The 17621-nt window shown below is 71.5% G+C and carries 20 protein-coding genes; 10 read left to right on the forward strand and 10 right to left on the reverse strand.

Features of this window, described 5'->3' with window-relative positions; translation table 11 throughout:
* Nucleotides 1–12 precede the first annotated feature (12 nt).
* A complete protein-coding gene (locus GQQ93_RS12485; protein WP_157424547.1) occupies nucleotides 13–798 on the forward strand; it encodes an SGNH/GDSL hydrolase family protein in 786 nt (261 codons plus the stop codon).
* Here GQQ93_RS12485 and GQQ93_RS12490 read toward each other — a convergent pair.
* Both GQQ93_RS12490 and GQQ93_RS12495 read right to left on the reverse strand, forming a co-directional pair.
* Complete coding sequence (locus GQQ93_RS12490) at nucleotides 780–2084, reverse strand: D-alanyl-D-alanine carboxypeptidase family protein (protein WP_157424548.1); 1305 nt, start codon at nucleotides 2082–2084, stop codon at nucleotides 780–782. The two genes, GQQ93_RS12485 and GQQ93_RS12490, sit on opposite strands and share 19 nt — an antisense overlap.
* Nucleotides 2081–2899 carry a TrmH family RNA methyltransferase gene (locus GQQ93_RS12495; RefSeq protein ID WP_157424549.1) on the reverse strand — a complete coding sequence of 273 codons (819 nt, stop codon included), beginning with the start codon at nucleotides 2897–2899 and terminating at the stop codon, nucleotides 2081–2083. The genes GQQ93_RS12490 and GQQ93_RS12495 overlap by 4 nt, the downstream gene beginning before the upstream one ends.
* Before the next feature lie 155 nt (nucleotides 2900–3054).
* On the opposite strand from GQQ93_RS12495, the gene GQQ93_RS12500 reads away from it, so the two are divergent.
* On the forward strand, nucleotides 3055–3840 hold the full coding sequence (locus GQQ93_RS12500) for a Sir2 family NAD-dependent protein deacetylase (protein ID WP_157424622.1): 786 nt from the start codon (nucleotides 3055–3057) through the stop codon (nucleotides 3838–3840).
* Nucleotides 3841–3871: 31 nt separating this feature from the next.
* Nucleotides 3872–4477, forward strand: a complete 606-nt coding sequence (locus tag GQQ93_RS12505; RefSeq protein ID WP_157424550.1) for a histidine phosphatase family protein — start codon at nucleotides 3872–3874, stop codon at nucleotides 4475–4477.
* Nucleotides 4478–4503: 26 nt separating this feature from the next.
* On the opposite strand, the gene GQQ93_RS12510 is transcribed toward GQQ93_RS12505, so the two are convergent.
* Both GQQ93_RS12510 and GQQ93_RS12515 read right to left on the reverse strand, forming a co-directional pair.
* On the reverse strand, nucleotides 4504–5604 hold the full coding sequence (locus tag GQQ93_RS12510) for a glycosyltransferase family 4 protein (RefSeq protein ID WP_157424551.1): 1101 nt from the start codon (nucleotides 5602–5604) through the stop codon (nucleotides 4504–4506).
* Complete coding sequence (locus GQQ93_RS12515; RefSeq protein WP_376863922.1) at nucleotides 5601–6494, reverse strand: alpha/beta fold hydrolase; 894 nt, start codon at nucleotides 6492–6494, stop codon at nucleotides 5601–5603. Before GQQ93_RS12515 ends, GQQ93_RS12510 begins: the two co-directional genes overlap by 4 nt.
* 122 nt (nucleotides 6495–6616) lie before the next feature.
* Here GQQ93_RS12515 and GQQ93_RS12520 point away from each other — a divergent pair, with 122 nt between their 5' ends.
* Nucleotides 6617–7318: a 3'-5' exonuclease gene (locus GQQ93_RS12520; protein ID WP_157424553.1), complete on the forward strand. Its 702-nt coding sequence runs from the start codon at nucleotides 6617–6619 to the stop codon at nucleotides 7316–7318.
* Here the strand turns inward: GQQ93_RS12520 and GQQ93_RS12525 are convergent.
* The 4 genes from GQQ93_RS12525 to glgA form a co-directional block, all read right to left on the reverse strand.
* A complete protein-coding gene (locus GQQ93_RS12525) occupies nucleotides 7287–7901 on the reverse strand; it encodes a GNAT family N-acetyltransferase (protein ID WP_246192305.1) in 615 nt (204 codons plus the stop codon). The two genes, GQQ93_RS12520 and GQQ93_RS12525, sit on opposite strands and share 32 nt — an antisense overlap.
* Nucleotides 7902–7979: 78 nt before the next feature.
* Complete coding sequence (locus tag GQQ93_RS12530) at nucleotides 7980–8228, reverse strand: type B 50S ribosomal protein L31 (protein WP_022888198.1); 249 nt, start codon at nucleotides 8226–8228, stop codon at nucleotides 7980–7982.
* A 154-nt stretch (nucleotides 8229–8382) separates the two neighbouring features.
* The gene (locus GQQ93_RS12535) at nucleotides 8383–9174 is read right to left on the reverse strand and encodes an ABC transporter ATP-binding protein (RefSeq protein WP_157424554.1); all 792 of its coding nucleotides are present in this window, start codon (nucleotides 9172–9174) and stop codon (nucleotides 8383–8385) included.
* Nucleotides 9175–9234: 60 nt separating this feature from the next.
* Nucleotides 9235–10422 carry a glycogen synthase gene (glgA, locus tag GQQ93_RS12540; RefSeq protein ID WP_157424555.1) on the reverse strand — a complete coding sequence of 396 codons (1188 nt, stop codon included), beginning with the start codon at nucleotides 10420–10422 and terminating at the stop codon, nucleotides 9235–9237.
* Between the two features lie 83 nt (nucleotides 10423–10505).
* On the opposite strand from glgA, the gene glgC reads away from it, so the two are divergent.
* Nucleotides 10506–11753 (forward strand): glucose-1-phosphate adenylyltransferase, encoded by a 1248-nt coding sequence (glgC, locus tag GQQ93_RS12545; protein ID WP_157424556.1) that lies wholly within the window; start codon nucleotides 10506–10508, stop codon nucleotides 11751–11753.
* On the forward strand, nucleotides 11750–12412 hold the full coding sequence (gene serB / locus GQQ93_RS12550; RefSeq protein ID WP_157424557.1) for a phosphoserine phosphatase SerB: 663 nt from the start codon (nucleotides 11750–11752) through the stop codon (nucleotides 12410–12412). Before glgC ends, serB begins: the two co-directional genes overlap by 4 nt.
* Before the next feature lie 90 nt (nucleotides 12413–12502).
* On the opposite strand, the gene GQQ93_RS12555 is transcribed toward serB, so the two are convergent.
* Nucleotides 12503–13213, reverse strand: a complete 711-nt coding sequence (locus GQQ93_RS12555) for a beta-ketoacyl-ACP reductase (RefSeq protein ID WP_157424558.1) — start codon at nucleotides 13211–13213, stop codon at nucleotides 12503–12505.
* Nucleotides 13214–13348: 135 nt separating this feature from the next.
* Between GQQ93_RS12555 and GQQ93_RS12560 the strand changes: the two genes are divergently transcribed.
* The 3 genes from GQQ93_RS12560 to GQQ93_RS12570 are packed head-to-tail and all read left to right on the forward strand — an operon-like array spanning nucleotide 13349 to nucleotide 14765.
* Nucleotides 13349–13675: a DUF3099 domain-containing protein gene (locus GQQ93_RS12560; RefSeq protein ID WP_157424559.1), complete on the forward strand. Its 327-nt coding sequence runs from the start codon at nucleotides 13349–13351 to the stop codon at nucleotides 13673–13675.
* Nucleotides 13672–13929 carry a hypothetical protein gene (locus GQQ93_RS12565; RefSeq protein WP_157424560.1) on the forward strand — a complete coding sequence of 86 codons (258 nt, stop codon included), beginning with the start codon at nucleotides 13672–13674 and terminating at the stop codon, nucleotides 13927–13929. Before GQQ93_RS12560 ends, GQQ93_RS12565 begins: the two co-directional genes overlap by 4 nt.
* Entirely contained in the window at nucleotides 13926–14765 is an 840-nt protein-coding gene (locus GQQ93_RS12570; protein WP_157424561.1) for an SURF1 family cytochrome oxidase biogenesis protein, read from the forward strand. Before GQQ93_RS12565 ends, GQQ93_RS12570 begins: the two co-directional genes overlap by 4 nt.
* A gap of 33 nt (nucleotides 14766–14798) precedes the next feature.
* On the opposite strand, the gene GQQ93_RS12575 is transcribed toward GQQ93_RS12570, so the two are convergent.
* A complete protein-coding gene (locus GQQ93_RS12575) occupies nucleotides 14799–16397 on the reverse strand; it encodes an ABC-F family ATP-binding cassette domain-containing protein (protein ID WP_157424562.1) in 1599 nt (532 codons plus the stop codon).
* A gap of 114 nt (nucleotides 16398–16511) precedes the next feature.
* On the opposite strand from GQQ93_RS12575, the gene GQQ93_RS12580 reads away from it, so the two are divergent.
* A complete protein-coding gene (locus GQQ93_RS12580) occupies nucleotides 16512–17621 on the forward strand; it encodes a winged helix DNA-binding domain-containing protein (RefSeq protein WP_170296190.1) in 1110 nt (369 codons plus the stop codon).

The raw sequence follows: 17621 nt of genomic DNA on the forward strand, positions 1-17621 counted from the left end.
CAGAATGGAGTGATGGTCACCCAGCAGCATCCCTGGTCGCGTTACGTCGCCATCGGCGATTCGTTCACCGAGGGCATCGGCGATCCCGAGCCCTCCGTCCCCGGCGGCCACCGCGGCTGGGCCGACCGCGTCGCCGAAGAGCTGGCGCAGGGCACCGAGGACTTCGCGTACGCGAACCTCGCGGTGCGCGGCAAGCTCATCCAGCAGATCATCGACGAGCAGCTCGAGCCCGCGGTCGCGCTGCGCCCCGACCTCATCACGATCTCGGCGGGCGGCAACGACGTCATCCGCCCGCGCACGGATCCCGACGAGATCGCCGCTCGCTTCGAGTACGCGATCGAACGCCTCTCGCGCGACCACGCGACCATCGTGCTGTTCACGGGTGTCGACGTCGGCTTCTCGCCCGTGTTCCGCGGCATCCGCGGAAAGGTCGCCATCTACAACGAGAACCTCCGCACGATCGCGGCGAAGTACGACTGCCTCGTCGCCGATCAGTGGGCGCTCACCGCGATCCAGGACCAGCGCATGTGGTCGCCCGACCGCCTGCACCTCAACTCCCTCGGCCACCACACCGTCGCGCGCATGGTGCTCTCGGCCCTCAACGTCGACAACGACCTCGAGCCGCTGAAGCCCGAACCGCTGCCGTCGACGACCTGGCGTCAGGCTCGCGTCGAAGACCTCGCGTGGGCGCGCGAGTACCTCGTGCCGTGGGTCGTGCGGCGCATCCGCCACCAGTCGTCGGGCGACCTGGTCTCGCCGAAGCGGCCCGACGCGGGTCCCTACTCGCTGCCGGACTGAGCGGTCGCGGGCGCGAGCCCCGAGGGGTTCGCGAGCCGCCACCAGGTGCCCGGGTCGTCGATCTCGGCGTCGAGCACCAGGGGCACGGTGATCTCCTGCGCGCCCGCCCGGACGACGGCGGTGCCGACCTCCTCGCCCTCGTCCGCGAGGGTGAGCGGCTCCGCGCGCACCTCGACCACGACGGGGGTGTCGCTCCAGACCACGACGGATGCCCCGTCGGCGGCCCGTGCGCGTGCGGTGTCGCCCCACGGGGTGTCGTAGCCGGCGAGCTCCTGGCCGGCCTCGAGGGGCACGACCTCGTGGAATCCGGGTGCGACGCTGTCGAGCAGCTTCGCGATCGCCTCGCGGAGCATCGCGTGGTTCTCGCCGCCGAGCACCACGCCGACGACCGTCACGGTCGTGTCGCCCACCGCGTAGTCGGCCGAGAACAGCAGGTTCGCGGCGTCGTCGGTGGTGCCGGTCTTGATGCCGTCGACGCCGTGCGTGCCGAGCAGCTTGTTCGAGTTCTCGAGCGTGCCGAGCTCGGGGATGTCGACCTCCTGCGTCGCGACGATCTCGGCGAGCACGGGCTCGGCGAGGGCGAGCTCGCCGAGCTGCACGAGGTCGGCGGGCGTCGACACGTTCTCGAGCGACAGGCCGCTCGCGTCGGCGATGCGCGTGTTCGCGAGCCCGTGGGCGTCGAGCCAGGTGCGCGCGGCGTCGACGAGCCCCTGTTCGGAGCCGAACGCCCAGTTCGAGAGCGAGATCGCGTAGTTGTTGCCCGACGGCAGCAGCAGCGCCTCGAGGCTCTCGCGGAGGCTGAGCGTCGCGCCGGCCTCGACGGGCGCGACCGAGCCGTTCTGGGCGATCATGTCCCAGTAGATGTCGACGTCGGCGTCGGTGTACTCGATGTCGGGGCCGTTCTCGCCCGCAGGGATCGGGTGTTGCTCGAGGATCACGAGCGCGGTGATGATCTTGGTGATGCTCGCCGACGCCATCGGCTGATCGGCGTTGCCCGCGGCGAGGAGCCCGTCGAAGCCGACCGCGCCCACGGCGTAGCCGCCGAAGCCCGGCAGCGCGAGCGGCTGCGCCGCGGCGACGACGGGAGCGGGCTGCTCGACCTCGGGCGCGGCGGCCGGCACCGGGGCGCCGAGCGCGTTCGCGGTGTAGACCCCGCCACCGATGAGCAGGGCGATCACGACGGCGAGGCTGCCGAACACGACGATGCGACGGCGCCGGTAGACGCGCCGGCGCTCGTCGGGGTCGGAGGGGCGTGCGGTGTCCGCGTGCGCGGTCGTATCGGTCACGGGGTCTGTTCCTCCGGCAGGGCGAGGGCGTAGATCACGACGGCCGCGGCTGCCGCGACGTTCAGGGAGTCGACGCCGTGGCGCATCGGGATCGTGACGACCGCGTCGGCGGCCTCGAGGGCACTGCGGCTGAGGCCGTCGCCCTCGGCGCCGAAGACGAGGGCGAGGCGCTCGGGCGGGTCGGCGGCGAGCCGGCGCAGCGGCACCGCGTCGTCGGCGAGCGCGAGGGCGGCAGTGGTGAACCCGGCGCCGTGCAGGAGTGCGGCGGCCTCGCCCCACTCGGGCAGCCTGGTCCACGGCACCTGGAAGACGGTGCCCATGCTGACGCGCACGCTGCGGCGGTAGAGCGGGTCGGCGCAGCGCGGCGTCACGAGCACGGCGTCGGCGCCGAGCGCGGCCACCGATCGGAAGATCGCCCCCACGTTCGTGTGATCGACGATGTCCTCGAGGACGACCACGCGCCGGGCGCCGGCGAGCAGTTCGGCCGGGTCGGGCAGCTCGGGCCGCTCGAACGCCGCGAGGGCGCCCCGGTGCACGCGGTACCCGGTGATCTCCTCGAGCTGTGCGGGGTCGGCGAGGTGCACGGGGATGTCGAACGGGGCGAGCACGGGCTCGAGCCCGGCGAGCCACTTCTCCTCCATGAGCACCGAGCGCGGGCGGTGCCCAGCGGCGATCGCCCGCCCGATGACCTTCGCCGATTCGGCGATGTACAGCCCCTGCTCCGGCTCTCGGGCGCTGCGCAGGGTCACGTCGGTGAGCCGTGCGTAGTCGGCGACGGAATCGGATGCCGCGTCGCGGACTCGTTCGATGTGCATGGATCTCCTCCCCTCAAGAGTGCCAGCCTCGGAAACAATCCGGAAAACGACGGTGTTTACAATCAGGTCAACCTCGTCTGAATGGAGCCTCCGTGGAGATCGGAATCGACGCGACGCCCGACACCGGGCAACTGGTGCGCGAGGCGATCGACCTCATGCGCGGGGCGCGCATCGCGGTGCTCACCGGGGCCGGGGTCAGCACCGACTCCGGCATCCCCGACTATCGCGGAGAGGGGGCTCCGGTGCGCACGCCCATGACCGTGCAGCGATTCCTCGCCACAGAGGAGGCGCGCAAGCGCTACTGGGCCGGCAGCCATCTCGGGTGGCGGCACTTCGGCAGCGCCCGCCCGAACGCAGGACACCTCGCGCTCGCCTCGCTCGAGGCCGCGGGTGCGGTCGCGGGCGTCGTCACGCAGAACGTCGACGGACTGCACCGGCGCGCGGGCAGCCGCCACGTCGTCGAGCTGCACGGCGGCATGGATCGCGTCGTCTGCCTCGATTGCGGCCAGCACTACGCGAGGCAGGCGATCGCGGAGGAGTTGACGCTGCTGAACCCGGGCATCGACCTCGAGAAGTCGGTCCGTCAGGCGCCCGACGGCGACGTCGTCGTCGATGATGATGTCGAGTCGATGGTCATTCCCGTCTGCACCGTCTGCGGCGGCATCCTGAAGCCCGACGTCGTGTTCTTCGGGGAGTTCGTGCCGGCACCGACCTTCCAGGCCGCCGCCTCCCTCGTCGCGGGCGCCGACGTGTTCCTCGTCGCCGGCTCCTCGCTCATCGTGAACTCGGGCGTGCGTCTCATCGAGCAGGCGCGACGGCGGAAGCTCCCGATCATCGTCGTGAACCGCGGGGTCACGAAGGGCGACTCCCGGGCCGCCGTCAAGATCGACGCCGGTGCGAGTGAGACGCTCACCGCCTTCGCCGAGGCGCTCGGTTCGTGAACGCGGCCCGCGACATGCGAGAGTCTTCGACATGACGGATGCCTCGCCACACCCCGAACCGACGCTGATCGCCCTGGTCCGCCACGGCGAGACCGAGTGGAACCGCGAGCGTCGCATCCAGGGCATGACCGACATCCCGCTGAACGACACGGGGCGCGCGCAGGCCGCCGAGACTGGCGAGCGGCTCGCCCGAGACGACTGGGACGCCGTGTACGCGAGCACGCTCGCGCGCGCGACCGAGACCGCCGAGATCATCGCCGGGGTGCTCGCGCTGCCCGCGCCACGACTCATGGGTTCGCTCGCCGAGCGCAGCCATGGGGTGCTCGAGGGATTGGACCACGCCGGCCGGATGGCGGTCGAGGCGCAGGCGGCGACGATCGAGGGGCTCGAACCGCGCTCCACCGTCATCGCCCGTGCGAGCGCTGCGCTCGCCGAGATCGCGGCGGCCCACCCCGGCGGCAGCGTCGTCGTGGTCTCGCACGGCGGCGTGATCCACTCGCTCATCCTCGGGTTGAGCGAGTGGACGCTGCCCGGAGCGGGGTACGCGATCACGAACGGCTCGGTGCACCTGCTGCGACATGCCGCGGGCGCACTCGAGCTCGTCGAGCCCGAACGGCTCACGGGTACCGAGGACTGATCGGCCGGGCGGCGGCGCCCGACGTCTCAGCGCCGCTTGCGACGCCTTCCGCGCCCACCGTGCTCGGCGACCGTGCGCCGCATGAGCTCGAGCAGGGTCGCAGCCGAGCCGGCCCAGGTGTACTGCGCCGCGCGTTCGACCGAGCGGGCGGAGTGCTCCTGCCAGATGTCGTCGGATTCGAGGTCGCCGAGCGCCCGAACGAGGTCATCGGCGTCGCCCGCATCGAAGTAGAGCGCGGCGTCGCCGCCGATCTCGCGGAAGATCGGGATGTCGCTCACGACGACCGGCGTGCCGAGGCGCATCGCCTCGATGAGCGGGATGCCGAAGCCCTCGGCCCGCGAGGCGTGCACGAGCGCGGTGGCGCCCGCGAGCAGCTCGGCGTACGCGGCATCCGTCACGCCGTCGTGGAAGACGAGCCGTGCCTCCGGAGCGAGCCGGGTGAGCCGTTCCCGTTCCTCGCGGCCGATCCGGCTGAGGAGGTGCAGCTCGTGGTCGGGCAGTGCCGCGACGGCCATCACGAGCGTGTCGACGTTCTTGTACGGCATGTACGAGCCCATGTACACGAGCCGATGCCCCTCGGGGCGGGCGCGCGGCAGCTCGGGTGCACCGAGGTCGTCGGAGGCGTTCGAGACGACCGTGATCGGACGATCGGTGAGATGGTGCTCGCGGATGAGCCCGGCCGTCGTCTCGGAGACGGTGACGACCGCGTCGGCCCGGTTCAGCAGCAGCCGCTGCGGCCACCAGGCGAGGTGGTAGAGCCGCCAGAGCAGGCGCACGGGGGCCGGCAGGTCTCGCGGCGGCGTGCGGTTCTCGTAGTAGATCAGGTCGTGCAGGGTCAGCAGCAGGCGGTAGTCGCGACCCCACGAGCCCATCGTCTGCATCGGAGAGAACACGATGTCGGGGCGCAGGCGACGCACCTGGCGCGCCACGAACGGCTCGCGCGCGCTCGTCGGCGAGCTCACGAGCTGCCACGGCAGGTCGGGCAGCATGTCGAGCTGACGGTGGTCGCTCACGAGCATCGTGACGGGGTGCAGCTTCGCGAGCTCGCCGACGAGGCCCGCGGTGAACCGGCTGATGCCGTCGTGGTGCCCGATGCGGGTGTAGCGGCAGTCGACGACGACCCTCATGCGTGCGACTCCGTGCGCAGGAAGCGGCCGATGCGCGCGGCGGCGTCGCCGGGGGTCTCGTAGTGGATGAGGTGTCCCACCTCGGGGATCACCTCGAGCGTCGCATCGGGGAACCGGCCGACGAGGCGGCGCTGCGCCTCGATGGGGGTCACGTCGTCGCGTTCGGCGGCGACGAGGAGGGTCGGCACGGTGATGCGCTCGGCGTACTCGCTCACGTCGTGGCCGACGGAGGCCCGGAACGCCTCGAGCAACTGGTCGCGGTCGCCGAAGTCGGAGAAGTAGCGGTCGTGCTGGTCGTGGATCCAACGTCGGAGGTCGCGCTCGCCGGTCTTCGCCATGGTGACGCTCATCACCCGCACGACCGCGCCGTTGCGCAGGAGCGCGAAGCCGGCCTTCTCGGGCAGCGCGGCGGCCGCGCGGTAGTAGAGCACCGCGAGGCGCGTCATGACGCCGCGCGGCCCCTGCAGGGCGGGGGCGCCGATAGGGTTCACGAGCACGAGCCGGCGCGGGGCGAGCCCGCCCGCGACGGCCGCCGACGACACGATCGATCCGAAGGAGTGCCCGAGCAGGTCGTAGTCGCCCTCGATGCCGACGGCCTCGATGAAGGCGCCGAGCCAGCGCGCGTAGCCGTCGATGTCGTGCTCGCGGTCGGCGAAGGTCGCCGACTCGCCGAAGCCCGGCAGGTCGGGCGAGACGATGCGGTAGCCGGGCAGCTGGGCCACGACGGGTTCGAGTCCGTGGTGATCGCCGCGGAAGCCGTGCACGAGCACGAGCACGGGGGCATCCGCGTCGCCGTACTCCCACCAAGCGGTGTCGGTGCCGTCGACGTCGACCCGGTGGGCCCTGACGGGAATGCGGGCGAGCGCGGCGGCGTAGGGCGATTCGATCATCCCGGCCATTCTACGGATTCCGCCTGCGCGAAAGCCGCGTCGCCGGGCGCAGACCTCTCGGATGCCGGGACACGCGCCGCGCCGCGCCGGCGATGACGGTGGCGCTGCATAGCCTTTCGCACATGGATGCCACGAATGCCGCCCTGTGGGCGAACACCCTCGCCGTCTTCGACCTCGAGACCACCGGCATCGACGTCGACGTCAGCCGCATCGTCACCGCGCACGTCGGCGTGCTCGGCGCCGACGGCGAGGTGCTCGAGCAGCGCGAGTGGCTCGTCGACCCGGGCATCGAGATCCCGACGGCGGCCTCGGTCATCCACGGGGTGACCACCGAGCGCGCCCGCCTCGAGGGGCAGTCGGCGGCCACCGCCGTCGGCGAGATCATCGCGGCCCTCGCCGACGCCGCCGAGCGCGGCCTGCCGATCGTCGCGTACAACGCGGCCTACGACCTCACCATCCTCGAGCGCGAGGCCGCCCGCTACGGTCTCGCTCCCCTGCCGGGCCCGGGGCCCGTCATCGACCCGCTCGTCATCGACAAGGCGGTCGACCGGTACCGTCGCGGCAAGCGCACCCTCTCTGCGGCGGCCGAGCATTACGGCGTCGTGCTCGACGACGCCCACAACGCGGGCGCCGACGCGATCGCGGCGGGGCGCGTGGCGCAGGCGATCGCCCGCGCCCACCCCGAACTCGCAACGGTCGCGGTCGCCGAGCTGCACGCCCGTCAGGTCGACTGGTGCCGAGAGCAGGCCGAGAGCTACCAGTCGTGGCGTCGCCGCAACGGCGAGCCCGAGTTCACGACCTCCGGGGCGTGGCCGGTCCGTTGAGCGCAGCCGGGGCGGCACCGTCCCGATCTCGGATGCGGGAGTACACGAGCATGTCGCGTCGCGTCCCGCCGACAGGCATCCAGGATCGCAGGAGCCCTTCGCGGGTGAAGCCCGTCGACTCGGCGACCGAGATCGAGCCGGCGTTCGACGGCTCGATGAACAGCTCCAGTCGTTCGATCCGGCCGAGCGTCCAGGCCCAGTCGACGACGAGCCCGACCGCAGCCGAGGCGTAGCCCCGCCCCCTTGCCGACGGCGCCAGCCAGTAGCCGATGCCTGCGCGCCCGCCGTCGTCGCGACGCGGCCACAGGCCGATCTGCCCCCTGGCACGGTCGTCGTGGTCGGCGATCGCGAACGAGTAGCCCTCACCGGTCGCGAGCCGGCGCGCCTGGCGCGAGAGGTACGCCCGCGCCGATCGCTGATCTGCTGACCGCGGCACCGTCGTGATGAGCGGGATCATCGGATCATCGGCCGCCTCGATGATGAGCGGGATATCCTGCGGCCCGAACGCGCGCAGGCGGACGCGGCCGTCGCCGAGCGTGGGCAACCGCATTCGGCGTGCGTCAGCCTGATCGCGCGTGGTCATCCGGCGACCGTAGCAGGCGCGGCGGGTACGGCGAGGGGGCGGGCGACTCGCGTCGCCCGCCCCCTCGGTTCGGCTGGATTACTTGCCGAAGCCCTTGAAGCGCTGGTTGAACTTCTCGACGCGGCCGGCCGAGTCCATGATGCGCTGCTTGCCCGTGTAGAACGGGTGCGACTCGCTCGAGATCTCGACGTCGATGACCGGGTAGGTGACACCGTCGAGTTCGATCGACTTGTCGCTCGTCGCGGTCGAACGCGTGAGGAACGTGGCGCCCGAAGCCAGGTCGCGGAAGACGATGGCGTTGTACTCGGGGTGGATGTCGGTCTTCATGGAGACTTCCTTGGATTTCGATTGAGAGAGCGGACGATGGATTTCGAGCTCCTGCTGCACGAACGAGACACCTTCGCGGTGCCGTTCATCAGCGGGAAAGCATATCGGCGGTAGGGCCAGCTAACGAGTTTAGCAGAATCGGAGCGAGAACTTCTCAGACGGCGCGCGCGGCGAAGCGGCCGTCGCGCTCGCTGAGCTCGATCGTCATGTCGAAGGTCGAGCTGAGGTTCTCGGCGGTGAGCGCCTCGGCGAGCGGCCCCGCCGCGACGATGCCGCCCTGCTTGACGAGGAGCGCGTGGGTGAACCCGACGGGGATCTCCTCGACGTGGTGGGTGACCATGACGATCGCGGGCGACGACGGCGAGGCGGCGTAGCCCCCGAGGAGACCTACGAGCTCCTCACGGGCGCCGAGGTCGAGGCTCGCCGCCGGCTCGTCGAGGAGCAGCAGCTCGGGGTCGGTCATCACGGAGCGCGCGATCTGCACGCGCTTCTGCTCGCCGTCGGAGAGGCTGCCGAATCGGCGGCCCGAGAAGCCGTCGAGGCCCCACTCCTTCAGCACGCGCTCGGCGCGGCGGAGGTCGATGCCCTCGTACTCCTCGTTCCAGCGGCCGGTCACCGAGTACGCGGCGGTGAGGATGACGTCGAGCACGGTCTCATCGCGCGGGATGCGGCGCGCCATCGCCGTCGAGGCGAAGCCGATCATCGGGCGGAGCTCGAAGACGTCGACCTTGCCGAGGGCCTCCTGGAGGACCTCGGCCTTGCCGGAGGTCGGGTGCATGGCCGCTGCGGCGATCTGCAGGAGAGTGGTCTTGCCGGCACCGTTCGGGCCGAGCACCACCCAGCGTTCGTCGGAGGCGACGCTCCACGTCACCGCGTCGAGGATCGTATTGCCGTCACGAACCACCGACACGTCGCGGAACTGCAGAACTGTACTCGCACTCGCCATGCGTCAATGCTATCGGGAGCCGGGGGCCTGCCCGACGCAGGCGAGCGGGCGCACATCCGGTCAGCGAGCGAGGACCCGCTCGTACACCTCGATCGTGCGCGCGGCGATCGCGTCCCACGCGAAGTGCGTCTCGGCGCGGCGCCGCCCGGCGGCGCCCATCTCGGCGGCGCGTGCCGGATCGCCCACGACCCGCGTCAGCGCCTCGGCGAGATCGCGGACGAACCGCTCGGGGTCGAGCGGCGTGCCGGTGCCGTCGTCGGCCTGCTCGATCGGCACGAGCACGCCCGTGACGCCGTCGTCGACGACCTCGGGGATCCCACCGGTCGCGGTGCCGACGACCGGCGCCCCGCAGGCCATCGCCTCGAGGTTCACGATGCCGAGGGGCTCGTAGATCGACGGGCAGACGAAGGTCGTGGCCGCGGTGAGCAGCGCGGTCAGCTCGTGGCGCGGAAGGTGGCGGTCGATCCAGACGACGCCCTCGCGTTCGGCACGGAGCCCGTCGACGAGTGCGGTCACCTCGGCCATGATCTCGTCGGTGTCGGGTGCGCCTGCGCAGAGCACGAGCTGCACCTCGGGCGGCAGCAGGCGCGCGGCGCGCAGCAGGTACGGCAGCCCCTTCTGCCGGGTGATGCGGCCGACGAACACGATGGAGGGCCGCTCGGGGTCGACGCCGAGCGCGCGCACCGCGTCGGCGTCGTGCGACGGCGCCCAGTCGGTGAGGTCGATGCCGTTGACGACGACGTCGACCTTCGACGGGTCGAGGTCGGGGTACGCGCGCAGGATGTCGCGGCGCATCCCCTCGCTCACGGCGATGACCGCGTCGGCGTCTTCGAATGCGGTGCGCTCGACCCACGAGCTCAACCGGTAGCCGCCGCCGAGCTGTTCGGCCTTCCACGGCCGGAGCGGCTCGAGGCTGTGCGCGGTCACGACGTGCGGGATGCCGTGGAGGCGTTTCGCGGTGAGACCGGCGAAGTTCGCGTACCAGGTGTGCGAGTGCACGAGGTCGGCCCCGGCGGCGTCGCCGGCCATCAGCAGATCGACCGCCATCGTCGACAGCGCGGGGTTCGCCTCGTCGAAGTCGCTCGGGATGGCGTAGGCCCGCGTTCCTGCCTCGTCGCGGGGTGCGCCGAAGCAGCGGACGCGCACGTCGATGCTCGCGCGGAGCGCGCGGACGAGCTCCGCGGCGTGCACGCCGGCACCGCCGTACACCTCGGGCGGATACTCACGGGTGAGGAGGTCGACGCGCATGCAGGCAACGGTAGCGCAGGGGCGGAGGACACGTGCCGAAACCCGAACGCGGCAAAGTCGCGCAGGCTGGTTACAGTTGCCTCATGGTTTCGCGCAAGGTCTTCGGTATCGTCCTCGCAGGTGGTGAGGGCAAGCGACTCATGCCCCTGACGGAGGACCGGGCGAAGCCCGCGGTGCCGTTCGGCGGGCAGTACCGATTGATCGACTTCGCCCTCTCGAACCTCTTGAACTCGGGCCTGCGTCAGGTGGTCGTGCTGACCCAGTACAAGTCGCACTCGCTCGACCGCCACGTCTCGCAGACCTGGCGGCTGAACGGCCTGCTGAACTCCTACGTCGCCTCGGTGCCCGCGCAGCAACGGCTCGGCAAGCGCTGGTTCTCGGGTTCGGCCGACGCGATCCTGCAGAGCCTCAACCTGATCTACGACGAGCGCCCCGACATCATCGTCGTGGTCGGCGCCGACCACGTGTACCGCATGGACTTCTCGCAGATGATCGACGCGCACGTCGAGTCGGGCGCCTCGGCGACCGTCGCGGCGATCCGCCAGCCGATCGCGCTCGCCGACCAGTTCGGCGTCATCGAGGTCGACCCCGCGCGCCCGGGCCGCATCCACCGCTTCCTCGAGAAGCCCACCGACCCGGTCGGGCTCCCCGACTCCCCCGGCGAGGTGCTCGCGTCGATGGGCAACTACGTCTTCGACGCCGACGCACTCATCGACGCCGTGCTCCGCGACGGCGAACGCAACGATTCGAGCCATGACATGGGCGGCGACATCATCCCGGCCTTCGTCGCGCAGGGCGACGCCGGCGTCTACGACCTCAAGCAGAACGAGGTCCCCGGCTCGACCGACCGCGACCGCTACTACTGGCGCGACGTCGGAACGATCGACTCCTTCTTCGAGGCGCACCAGGACCTGATCTCGGTGATGCCGGTCTTCAACCTCTACAACCGCGAGTGGCCCATCTTCAGCCAGCAGCTGAACTCCCCGCCGGCGAAGTTCACCCGCGATGCACGCGGCACCCTCGGCACGGTGATCGACTCGATCGTGTCGCTCGGCTCGGTGATCTCGGGGGCGCACGTCGAGCGCAGCGTGATCGGCCCGTGGGCGGTCGTCGGGTCGGGCGCGCACGTCTCCGACTCGATCCTGTTCGATCGCGCACGCATCGACGCACGGGCGACGGTGCAGCGCGCCATCCTCGACAAGGAGGTCGTCGTCGAGGCGGGGGCGCGCATCGGCGTCGACCGCGGCGAAGATCTGGCGCGCGGTTTCATCGTGACCGACAGCGGCATCACGGTCGTCGGCAAGGGTTCGCGCGTTCGGGCGACCGCGTGAGCCCCGCAGTCCCGGGCCGCGCGAGCGGCCCCCTCGTGGTGCTCGACGCCGACTCGACGCTCATCCGGGAGGAGGCGATCGAACTGCTCGCCGAGCAGGCCGGCAGTCTCGAGCACGTCGCCGCCGTCACCGAGCGCGCGATGCGCGGCGAGCTCGACTTCGCGGCGAGCCTGCGCGAGCGCGTCGCAACGCTCGCCGGGCTCGACGAGACGGTACTCGCCGCCGCTCGCGAGCGGATGACGCCCACCGACGGCGTCCAGGAGCTCATCGACGGCGTGCACGCCGCAGGCGGGCTCGTCGGCGTCGTCTCGGGCGGGTTCCACGAGCTGCTCGACCCGCTCGCATCGCGCCTCGGCCTCGACTTCTGCCGGGCCAACCGCCTCGAGACAGCTGACGGGCGACTCACCGGCCGCGTCGACGGCCCGATCGTCGACGCCGCGGCGAAAGCGACCGCGCTCGAGGAGTGGGCAGCGGTCGGCGGCATCCCCCTCGCCCGAACGGTCGCCGTCGGCGACGGTGCGAACGACCTGCTGATGCTCGACCGGGCCGCGCTCGGCGTCGCGTTCTGCGCGAAGCCCGTGGTGCGGGCGCAGGCCGACCTCGCGATCGACCGCCCCGACCTCAGCGCGGTCCTCGCCGTCCTCGGCCTGCGCGGCTGACGCGCACGCAGACGAGGGAGGGCCGGTACGCGATCGCGTACCGGCCCTCCTGCTCGGTCGACCCTGAGCCGACCGGGACGACGGGTGCGGTCAGTGCCCCATGCCGAGCCCGCCGTCGACGGGGATGACGGCGCCCGAGATGTAGCCGGCGTCGTCGCCTGCGAGCCATGCGACGACGCGCGCGACCTCGTCGGGCGAGGCGAAGCGGCCGAGCGGGATGTTCTTCTTGTACTCGGCCTGCTGAGCCTCGGGCAGTTCGTCGGTCATGTCGGTCTCGATGAAGCCCGGCGCGACGACGTTGGCGGTGATGTTGCGGGCGCCGAGTTCGCGGGTGAGCGAGCGGGCCATGCCGACGAGGCCGGCCTTCGACGAGGAGTAGTTGACCTGGCCGGCCGAGCCGTAGAGGCCCACGACGCTCGAGATCAGCACGATGCGGCCGAACTTCGCCTTGAGCATGCCCTTCGAGGCGCGCTTGACGACGCGGAAGGCGCCCGTGAGGTTCGTGTCGACGACGCTCGTGAAATCGTCGTCGCTCATGCGCATGAGCAGCATGTCGCGGGTGATGCCGGCGTTCGCCACGACGACCTCGACCGGGCCGAGCGCGGCCTCGATCTCGGAGAACGCCCGGTCGACCGACTCGGAGTCGGTGACGTCGGCGCGCACCGTGAGCGCGCCTTCGGGGCCTTCGCCCGAGCGGGCGGTCACCGCGACGCGGTGCCCCTGCGCGAGGAACTCGCGGGCGATCGCATAGCCGATGCCGCGGTTGCCACCGGTCACGAGGACAGTGCGGCTCGTCGTCATGCTGGACTCCGTTTCTTCGGGTTCGGCCGTGCGGCCCGTCCCAGCATAGAGGCTCGTCCGAAGCGGCATCCGACCGGCCGGAATCGACGTAGGCTTGAGGGGAAGAGGAGCGCCGTCAGGCCTGCGGCGACCAGCATGAAGCAGCAGTCGATCACCACGCTGCCGCCTTCGCCCGAGGCGGAGCGGCACTCGCGCATGATCAAGTACACGATCGCGATGTCGATCCGCGTGCTCTGCATCGTCGCGATGCTCTTCGTCGACGGCTGGTGGCTCGCGGTCTGCGCGGCCGGTGCGATCTTCCTCCCCTACTTCGCCGTCGTGCTCGCGAACGTCGGCAGCCCGAGGCGCACGAGTCGGGTGCTCCGGCCCGGCGGGCTCGTGCGGCGCACTCCCCCGCCAGCGGCGGGTCCCGGCGATGCCGGCACCGCCCAGGACGAGCACCATGAACGAGGAGCCGCATGATCGGCGGATTCGGCGGCGCTCCCGCCCAGGGAAGCTGTTCGCGCGCCGGATGCCACGAGGCGGCCGTGTGGCGGATCGACTGGCGCAATCCCCGCATCCACACGGGCGACCGCGGCAAGACCTGGCTCGCCTGCGACGAGCACGTCGGCTATCTCCGCGAGTTCCTCACGTCGCGTTCCTTCCCGGTCGAGGTCGCCGCGTTCGAGACTGCCTCGGGTTCGCCGTCGGACGCCTCGGCGGGGGGCCGCGCGTGAACGAGTGGCGCTTCCTCCTCGCACCGCGGTGGGCGGGCTACCTCGCGCTCACCATCGTCTTCGCGATCGCCTGCTCGGCGCTCGGCACGTGGCAGCTCAACCGCCGGGCCGAGGCGCTCGCCGAGGTGGCCCGCATCGATGCGAACTACGACGCCGACCCGATCCCGGTCTCCGAGGCGCTGCCCGACCCCGCCGCCTTCGACGTCGAGCAGCGCTGGCAGGTCGTCGAGCTCTCGGGCGAGTACCTGCCCGCCGAGGAGGTCGTCGTGCGCAACCGCCCGCTCGGCGGCAGCACGGGCTTCGAGGTGATCACCCCGTTCCGACTCGACGACGGCACCGTGTTCATGGTCGACCGCGGCTGGATCGCGCAGAACTCCGACGGCCGGCCGAGCGAGATCCCGGCGCCGCCTGCCGGGCGGGTCGAGGCGACCGCCCGGCTGAAGGCCGGCGAGGGGCGCATCGAGGGCCGCACGAGCACCGGCATCGAGTTCGCCACGATCGACCTCGACGAACTCGCCGAGCGCGTCGGCGAGCCCGCGTACACGGGCGCCTACGGCATCCTCGTGCAGTCGGGCGACGACGCGGCCGAACCGCCCCTCGCGGCCCCGCGCCCCGAGCGCGACGAGGGTCCGCACCTCTCCTACGCGCTGCAGTGGTACGTCTTCGCGCTGCTCGCCTTCATCGGGCTCGGCTGGGCGGCGAACCAGGAGCGCAAGGGCCTCGCCGAGGCATCCGGGGCGTCGGACGACTCGCGGCGCGCGCCGCGGAGGCCGAAGCCGCAGAGCCGCGGCGGCGAGGACGCCGACTACGAGGACCAGGTGCTCGACCGGCGGTGAGGCTCCACGCGGAGGCGACGCGCCGTGTCGGTCTCAAGCCAGCTCGATGAGCTCCTGGTACTCGCGGCTCCAGTGGTCTTCGGTGCCGTCGGGCATGATCAGCACGCGCTCGGGGTTCAGCGCCTCGACGGCGCCCGGGTCGTGCGAGACGAGCACGACCGAGCCCTCGTAGTGCGCGAGCGCGTCGAGGATCTCGGCGCGGCTCGCGGGGTCGAGGTTGTTCGTCGGCTCGTCGAGGAGCAGCACGTTGGCGCCGGAGACGACGATCATCGCGAGCGCGAGGCGCGTCTTCTCGCCGCCCGAGAGCACGCCCGCGGCCTTGTGCACGTCGTCGCCGGTGAAGAGGAACGAGCCGAGCACCTTGCGGGCCTCGGTCTCGGTGAGGTTCGGCGAGGAGCTCACCATGTTCTCGAGCACCGAGCGCTTGACGTCGATGGTCTCGTGCTCCTGCGCGTAGTAGCCGACGCGGAGTCCGTGGCCGGCCTCGACGACGCCGGTGTCGGGCGCGTCGACGCCCGCGAGGATGCGCAGCAGCGTCGTCTTGCCGGCGCCGTTCAGGCCGATGATGACGACCTTCGACCCGCGGTCGATCGCGAGGTCGACGGCGGTGAAGATCTCGAGCGAGCCGTAGCTCTTCGACAGGTCGCTCGCTGTGATCGGCGTGCGGCCGCACGGCGCCGGGGTCGGGAAGCGCAGCTTGGCGACGCGGTCGACGGCGCGCACCTCCTCGAGGCCGGCGAGCAGCTTCTCGGCGCGCGCGACCATCTGGTGGGCGGCGGCGGCCTTCGAGGCCTTCGCGCCGAACTTCGCGGCCTGCAGCTGCAGCACGCCCGCCTTCTTCTCGGCGTTGGCGCGCTCCTTCTTGCGGCGCTCCTCGTCGGCGGCGCGCTGGCGCTGGTAGTGCTTCCAGCCCATGTTGTAGATGTCGATGATCGAACGGTTCGCGTCGAGGTAGAAGACGCGGTTCACGACCTCCTCGACGAGCACGACGTCGTGCGAGATCACGATGACGCCGCCCTTGTAGTTCTTCAGGAACTCGCGGAGCCAGACGACGGAGTCGGCGTCGAGGTGGTTCGTCGGCTCGTCGAGGATCATCGTGTCGGCGTCGGAGAAGAGGATGCGCGCGAGCTCGATGCGCCGGCGCTGGCCGCCCGAGAGCGTCTTCAGCGGCTGGTCGAGGATGCGGTCGGGCAGGTTCAGGTTCGAGGCGATGGAGGCGGCCTCGGCCTCGGCGGCGTACCCGCCGAGCGCGTTGAAGCGGTCGGTGAGGTTGCCGTACTTCTTCATCGCCTTCTCGGCGACGACCGGGTCGTCGCTGCCCATGTTCATGGATGCCTCGTGCATGCCGAGCACGAGCGAGCCGAGGCCGCGCGCGTCGAGGATGCGCGTGCGGGCGAGCATCTCGGGGTCGCCGGAGCGAGGGTCCTGCGGGAGGTAGCCGATTTCGCCGGTGCGGTCGATCTTGCCGTCGGTGGGCAGGGTCTCGCCGGCGAGGGTCTTCGTGAGCGTGGTCTTGCCCGCGCCGTTGCGGCCGACGAGGCCGATCTTGTCGCCGTCGGAGACGCGGAAGTTCACGTGCTCCATGAGGAGGCGCGCACCGACGCGGATCTCGAGATCGTGGACGGCGAGCACGGCGGGGCCTCCTGGGCGTTCATGGGGAATCGGTGCCGAACGGCACAGCCGTCCAGTCTATCGTTCGCGGGGCGGCGTCAAGTCGATGTCGGCGGTACCCGGCAGAATCGCAGCATGACCGATGTCTCGAGCGACCCCTCGATCGTCGCGCTGCGTGCCGCTCGACTCCGCGCTCAGGGGCTCGTAGGCGGCTTCGCGTCGCCCGCCGCGGCGCTCGAACGGCTCGTGTGCGTGCAGGCGCAAGACCTGGCCGCCGCGAAGTGGGTGATCGGCGCGAGGGTGCCCGGGTCGAGCGAGGCAGCCGTGGAGTCGGCGATCGACGACCGCTCGCTGCTGCGCTCCTGGCCGATGCGCGGCACCCTGCACTTCGTCGAGCCGTCGATGCTGCGGCCGATCCTCCGCCTGACCGCCGCGCGGCTCATGCAGCGCGCGTCGAAGATCCATCTCGACGAGGGCATCGACGACGCCGTGCACGCGGCCGCGCGTGCGGTCGCGATCCGCGAGCTCGAGGGAGGTCGCTCGGCGTCCCGCGACGAGTTGCAGGCGGCGTGGGCGGCCGCCGGCATCCCGATCGAGGGACAGCGCGGGTACCACCTGATCTGGCGCCTCGCGATCGAGGGGCTGCTCTGCTGCGGGCCGGTCGACACCCGAGCCCGGCAGCGCTTCGTGCTGCTCGACGAATGGTCGCCCGCCGGCTCGGGCGAGCCGGGCGACGCCGACGAGACGCTCGGGCTGCTCTTCACCGGCTACGCGCGCGGCCACGGGCCGGTCTCGGCGCGCGACTTCGCCTGGTGGACGGGGCTCACCCTCACCCAGGCACGGCTCGGGGCCTCAGCCGCCGGTGACTCGGTGGTCGCGGTGGGCGACGAACGATTCGTCGCTGCCGACGCCGACCCCGGCCCGGCCCGATCCGCGCCGAGCCGGCACGTGCTCGCGCCGTTCGACGAGTACTTCCTCGGTTATGGCGACCGTACGGCCTTCTGCTCCCCGGCCGATGCCGGGCGCGTCGTGCCGGGCAAGAACGGCCTGTTCCTGCCGATCCTCGTGGCCGACGGCGAGGTTGTCGGCACCTGGCGCCGCGCGCCCGAGCGGCGCGGTTCGACGGCGATCGAGCTCGCCCCGTTCAGCGGGTCGGTCGACGCCGACGAGTTCGCTCCCGCTTTCGAGCGGTGGGCCGGGTTCTGGTCGACGACCCTCGGCGAGGTCACCGTGCGGCAGGGGTGA

Source organism: Agromyces lapidis, assembly GCF_009749405.1.
Lineage (GTDB): Bacteria > Actinomycetota > Actinomycetes > Actinomycetales > Microbacteriaceae > Agromyces > Agromyces lapidis.

What these genes read in the sequence shown, in the direction of transcription:
- GQQ93_RS12535 (WP_157424554.1), bottom strand. Translation starts at nt 9,174, where the DNA reads ATGGCGAGTGCGAGTACAGTTCTGCAGTTCCGCGACGTGTCGGTGGTT.
- GQQ93_RS12520 (WP_157424553.1), top strand. Translation starts at nt 6,617, where the DNA reads ATGGATGCCACGAATGCCGCCCTGTGGGCGAACACCCTCGCCGTCTTC.
- GQQ93_RS12485 (WP_157424547.1), top strand. Translation starts at nt 13, where the DNA reads ATGGTCACCCAGCAGCATCCCTGGTCGCGTTACGTCGCCATCGGCGAT.
- GQQ93_RS12555 (WP_157424558.1), bottom strand. Translation starts at nt 13,213, where the DNA reads ATGACGACGAGCCGCACTGTCCTCGTGACCGGTGGCAACCGCGGCATC.
- GQQ93_RS12505 (WP_157424550.1), top strand. Translation starts at nt 3,872, where the DNA reads ATGACGGATGCCTCGCCACACCCCGAACCGACGCTGATCGCCCTGGTC.
- GQQ93_RS12495 (WP_157424549.1), bottom strand. Translation starts at nt 2,899, where the DNA reads ATGCACATCGAACGAGTCCGCGACGCGGCATCCGATTCCGTCGCCGAC.
- GQQ93_RS12525 (WP_246192305.1), bottom strand. Translation starts at nt 7,901, where the DNA reads ATGACCACGCGCGATCAGGCTGACGCACGCCGAATGCGGTTGCCCACG.
- GQQ93_RS12510 (WP_157424551.1), bottom strand. Translation starts at nt 5,604, where the DNA reads ATGAGGGTCGTCGTCGACTGCCGCTACACCCGCATCGGGCACCACGAC.
- GQQ93_RS12530 (WP_022888198.1), bottom strand. Translation starts at nt 8,228, where the DNA reads ATGAAGACCGACATCCACCCCGAGTACAACGCCATCGTCTTCCGCGAC.
- GQQ93_RS12565 (WP_157424560.1), top strand. Translation starts at nt 13,672, where the DNA reads ATGATCGGCGGATTCGGCGGCGCTCCCGCCCAGGGAAGCTGTTCGCGC.
- glgA (WP_157424555.1), bottom strand. Translation starts at nt 10,422, where the DNA reads ATGCGCGTCGACCTCCTCACCCGTGAGTATCCGCCCGAGGTGTACGGC.
- GQQ93_RS12560 (WP_157424559.1), top strand. Translation starts at nt 13,349, where the DNA reads ATGAAGCAGCAGTCGATCACCACGCTGCCGCCTTCGCCCGAGGCGGAG.
- GQQ93_RS12515 (WP_376863922.1), bottom strand. Translation starts at nt 6,494, where the DNA reads ATGATCGAATCGCCCTACGCCGCCGCGCTCGCCCGCATTCCCGTCAGG.
- GQQ93_RS12580 (WP_170296190.1), top strand. Translation starts at nt 16,512, where the DNA reads ATGACCGATGTCTCGAGCGACCCCTCGATCGTCGCGCTGCGTGCCGCT.
- glgC (WP_157424556.1), top strand. Translation starts at nt 10,506, where the DNA reads ATGGTTTCGCGCAAGGTCTTCGGTATCGTCCTCGCAGGTGGTGAGGGC.
- GQQ93_RS12500 (WP_157424622.1), top strand. Translation starts at nt 3,055, where the DNA reads ATGCGCGGGGCGCGCATCGCGGTGCTCACCGGGGCCGGGGTCAGCACC.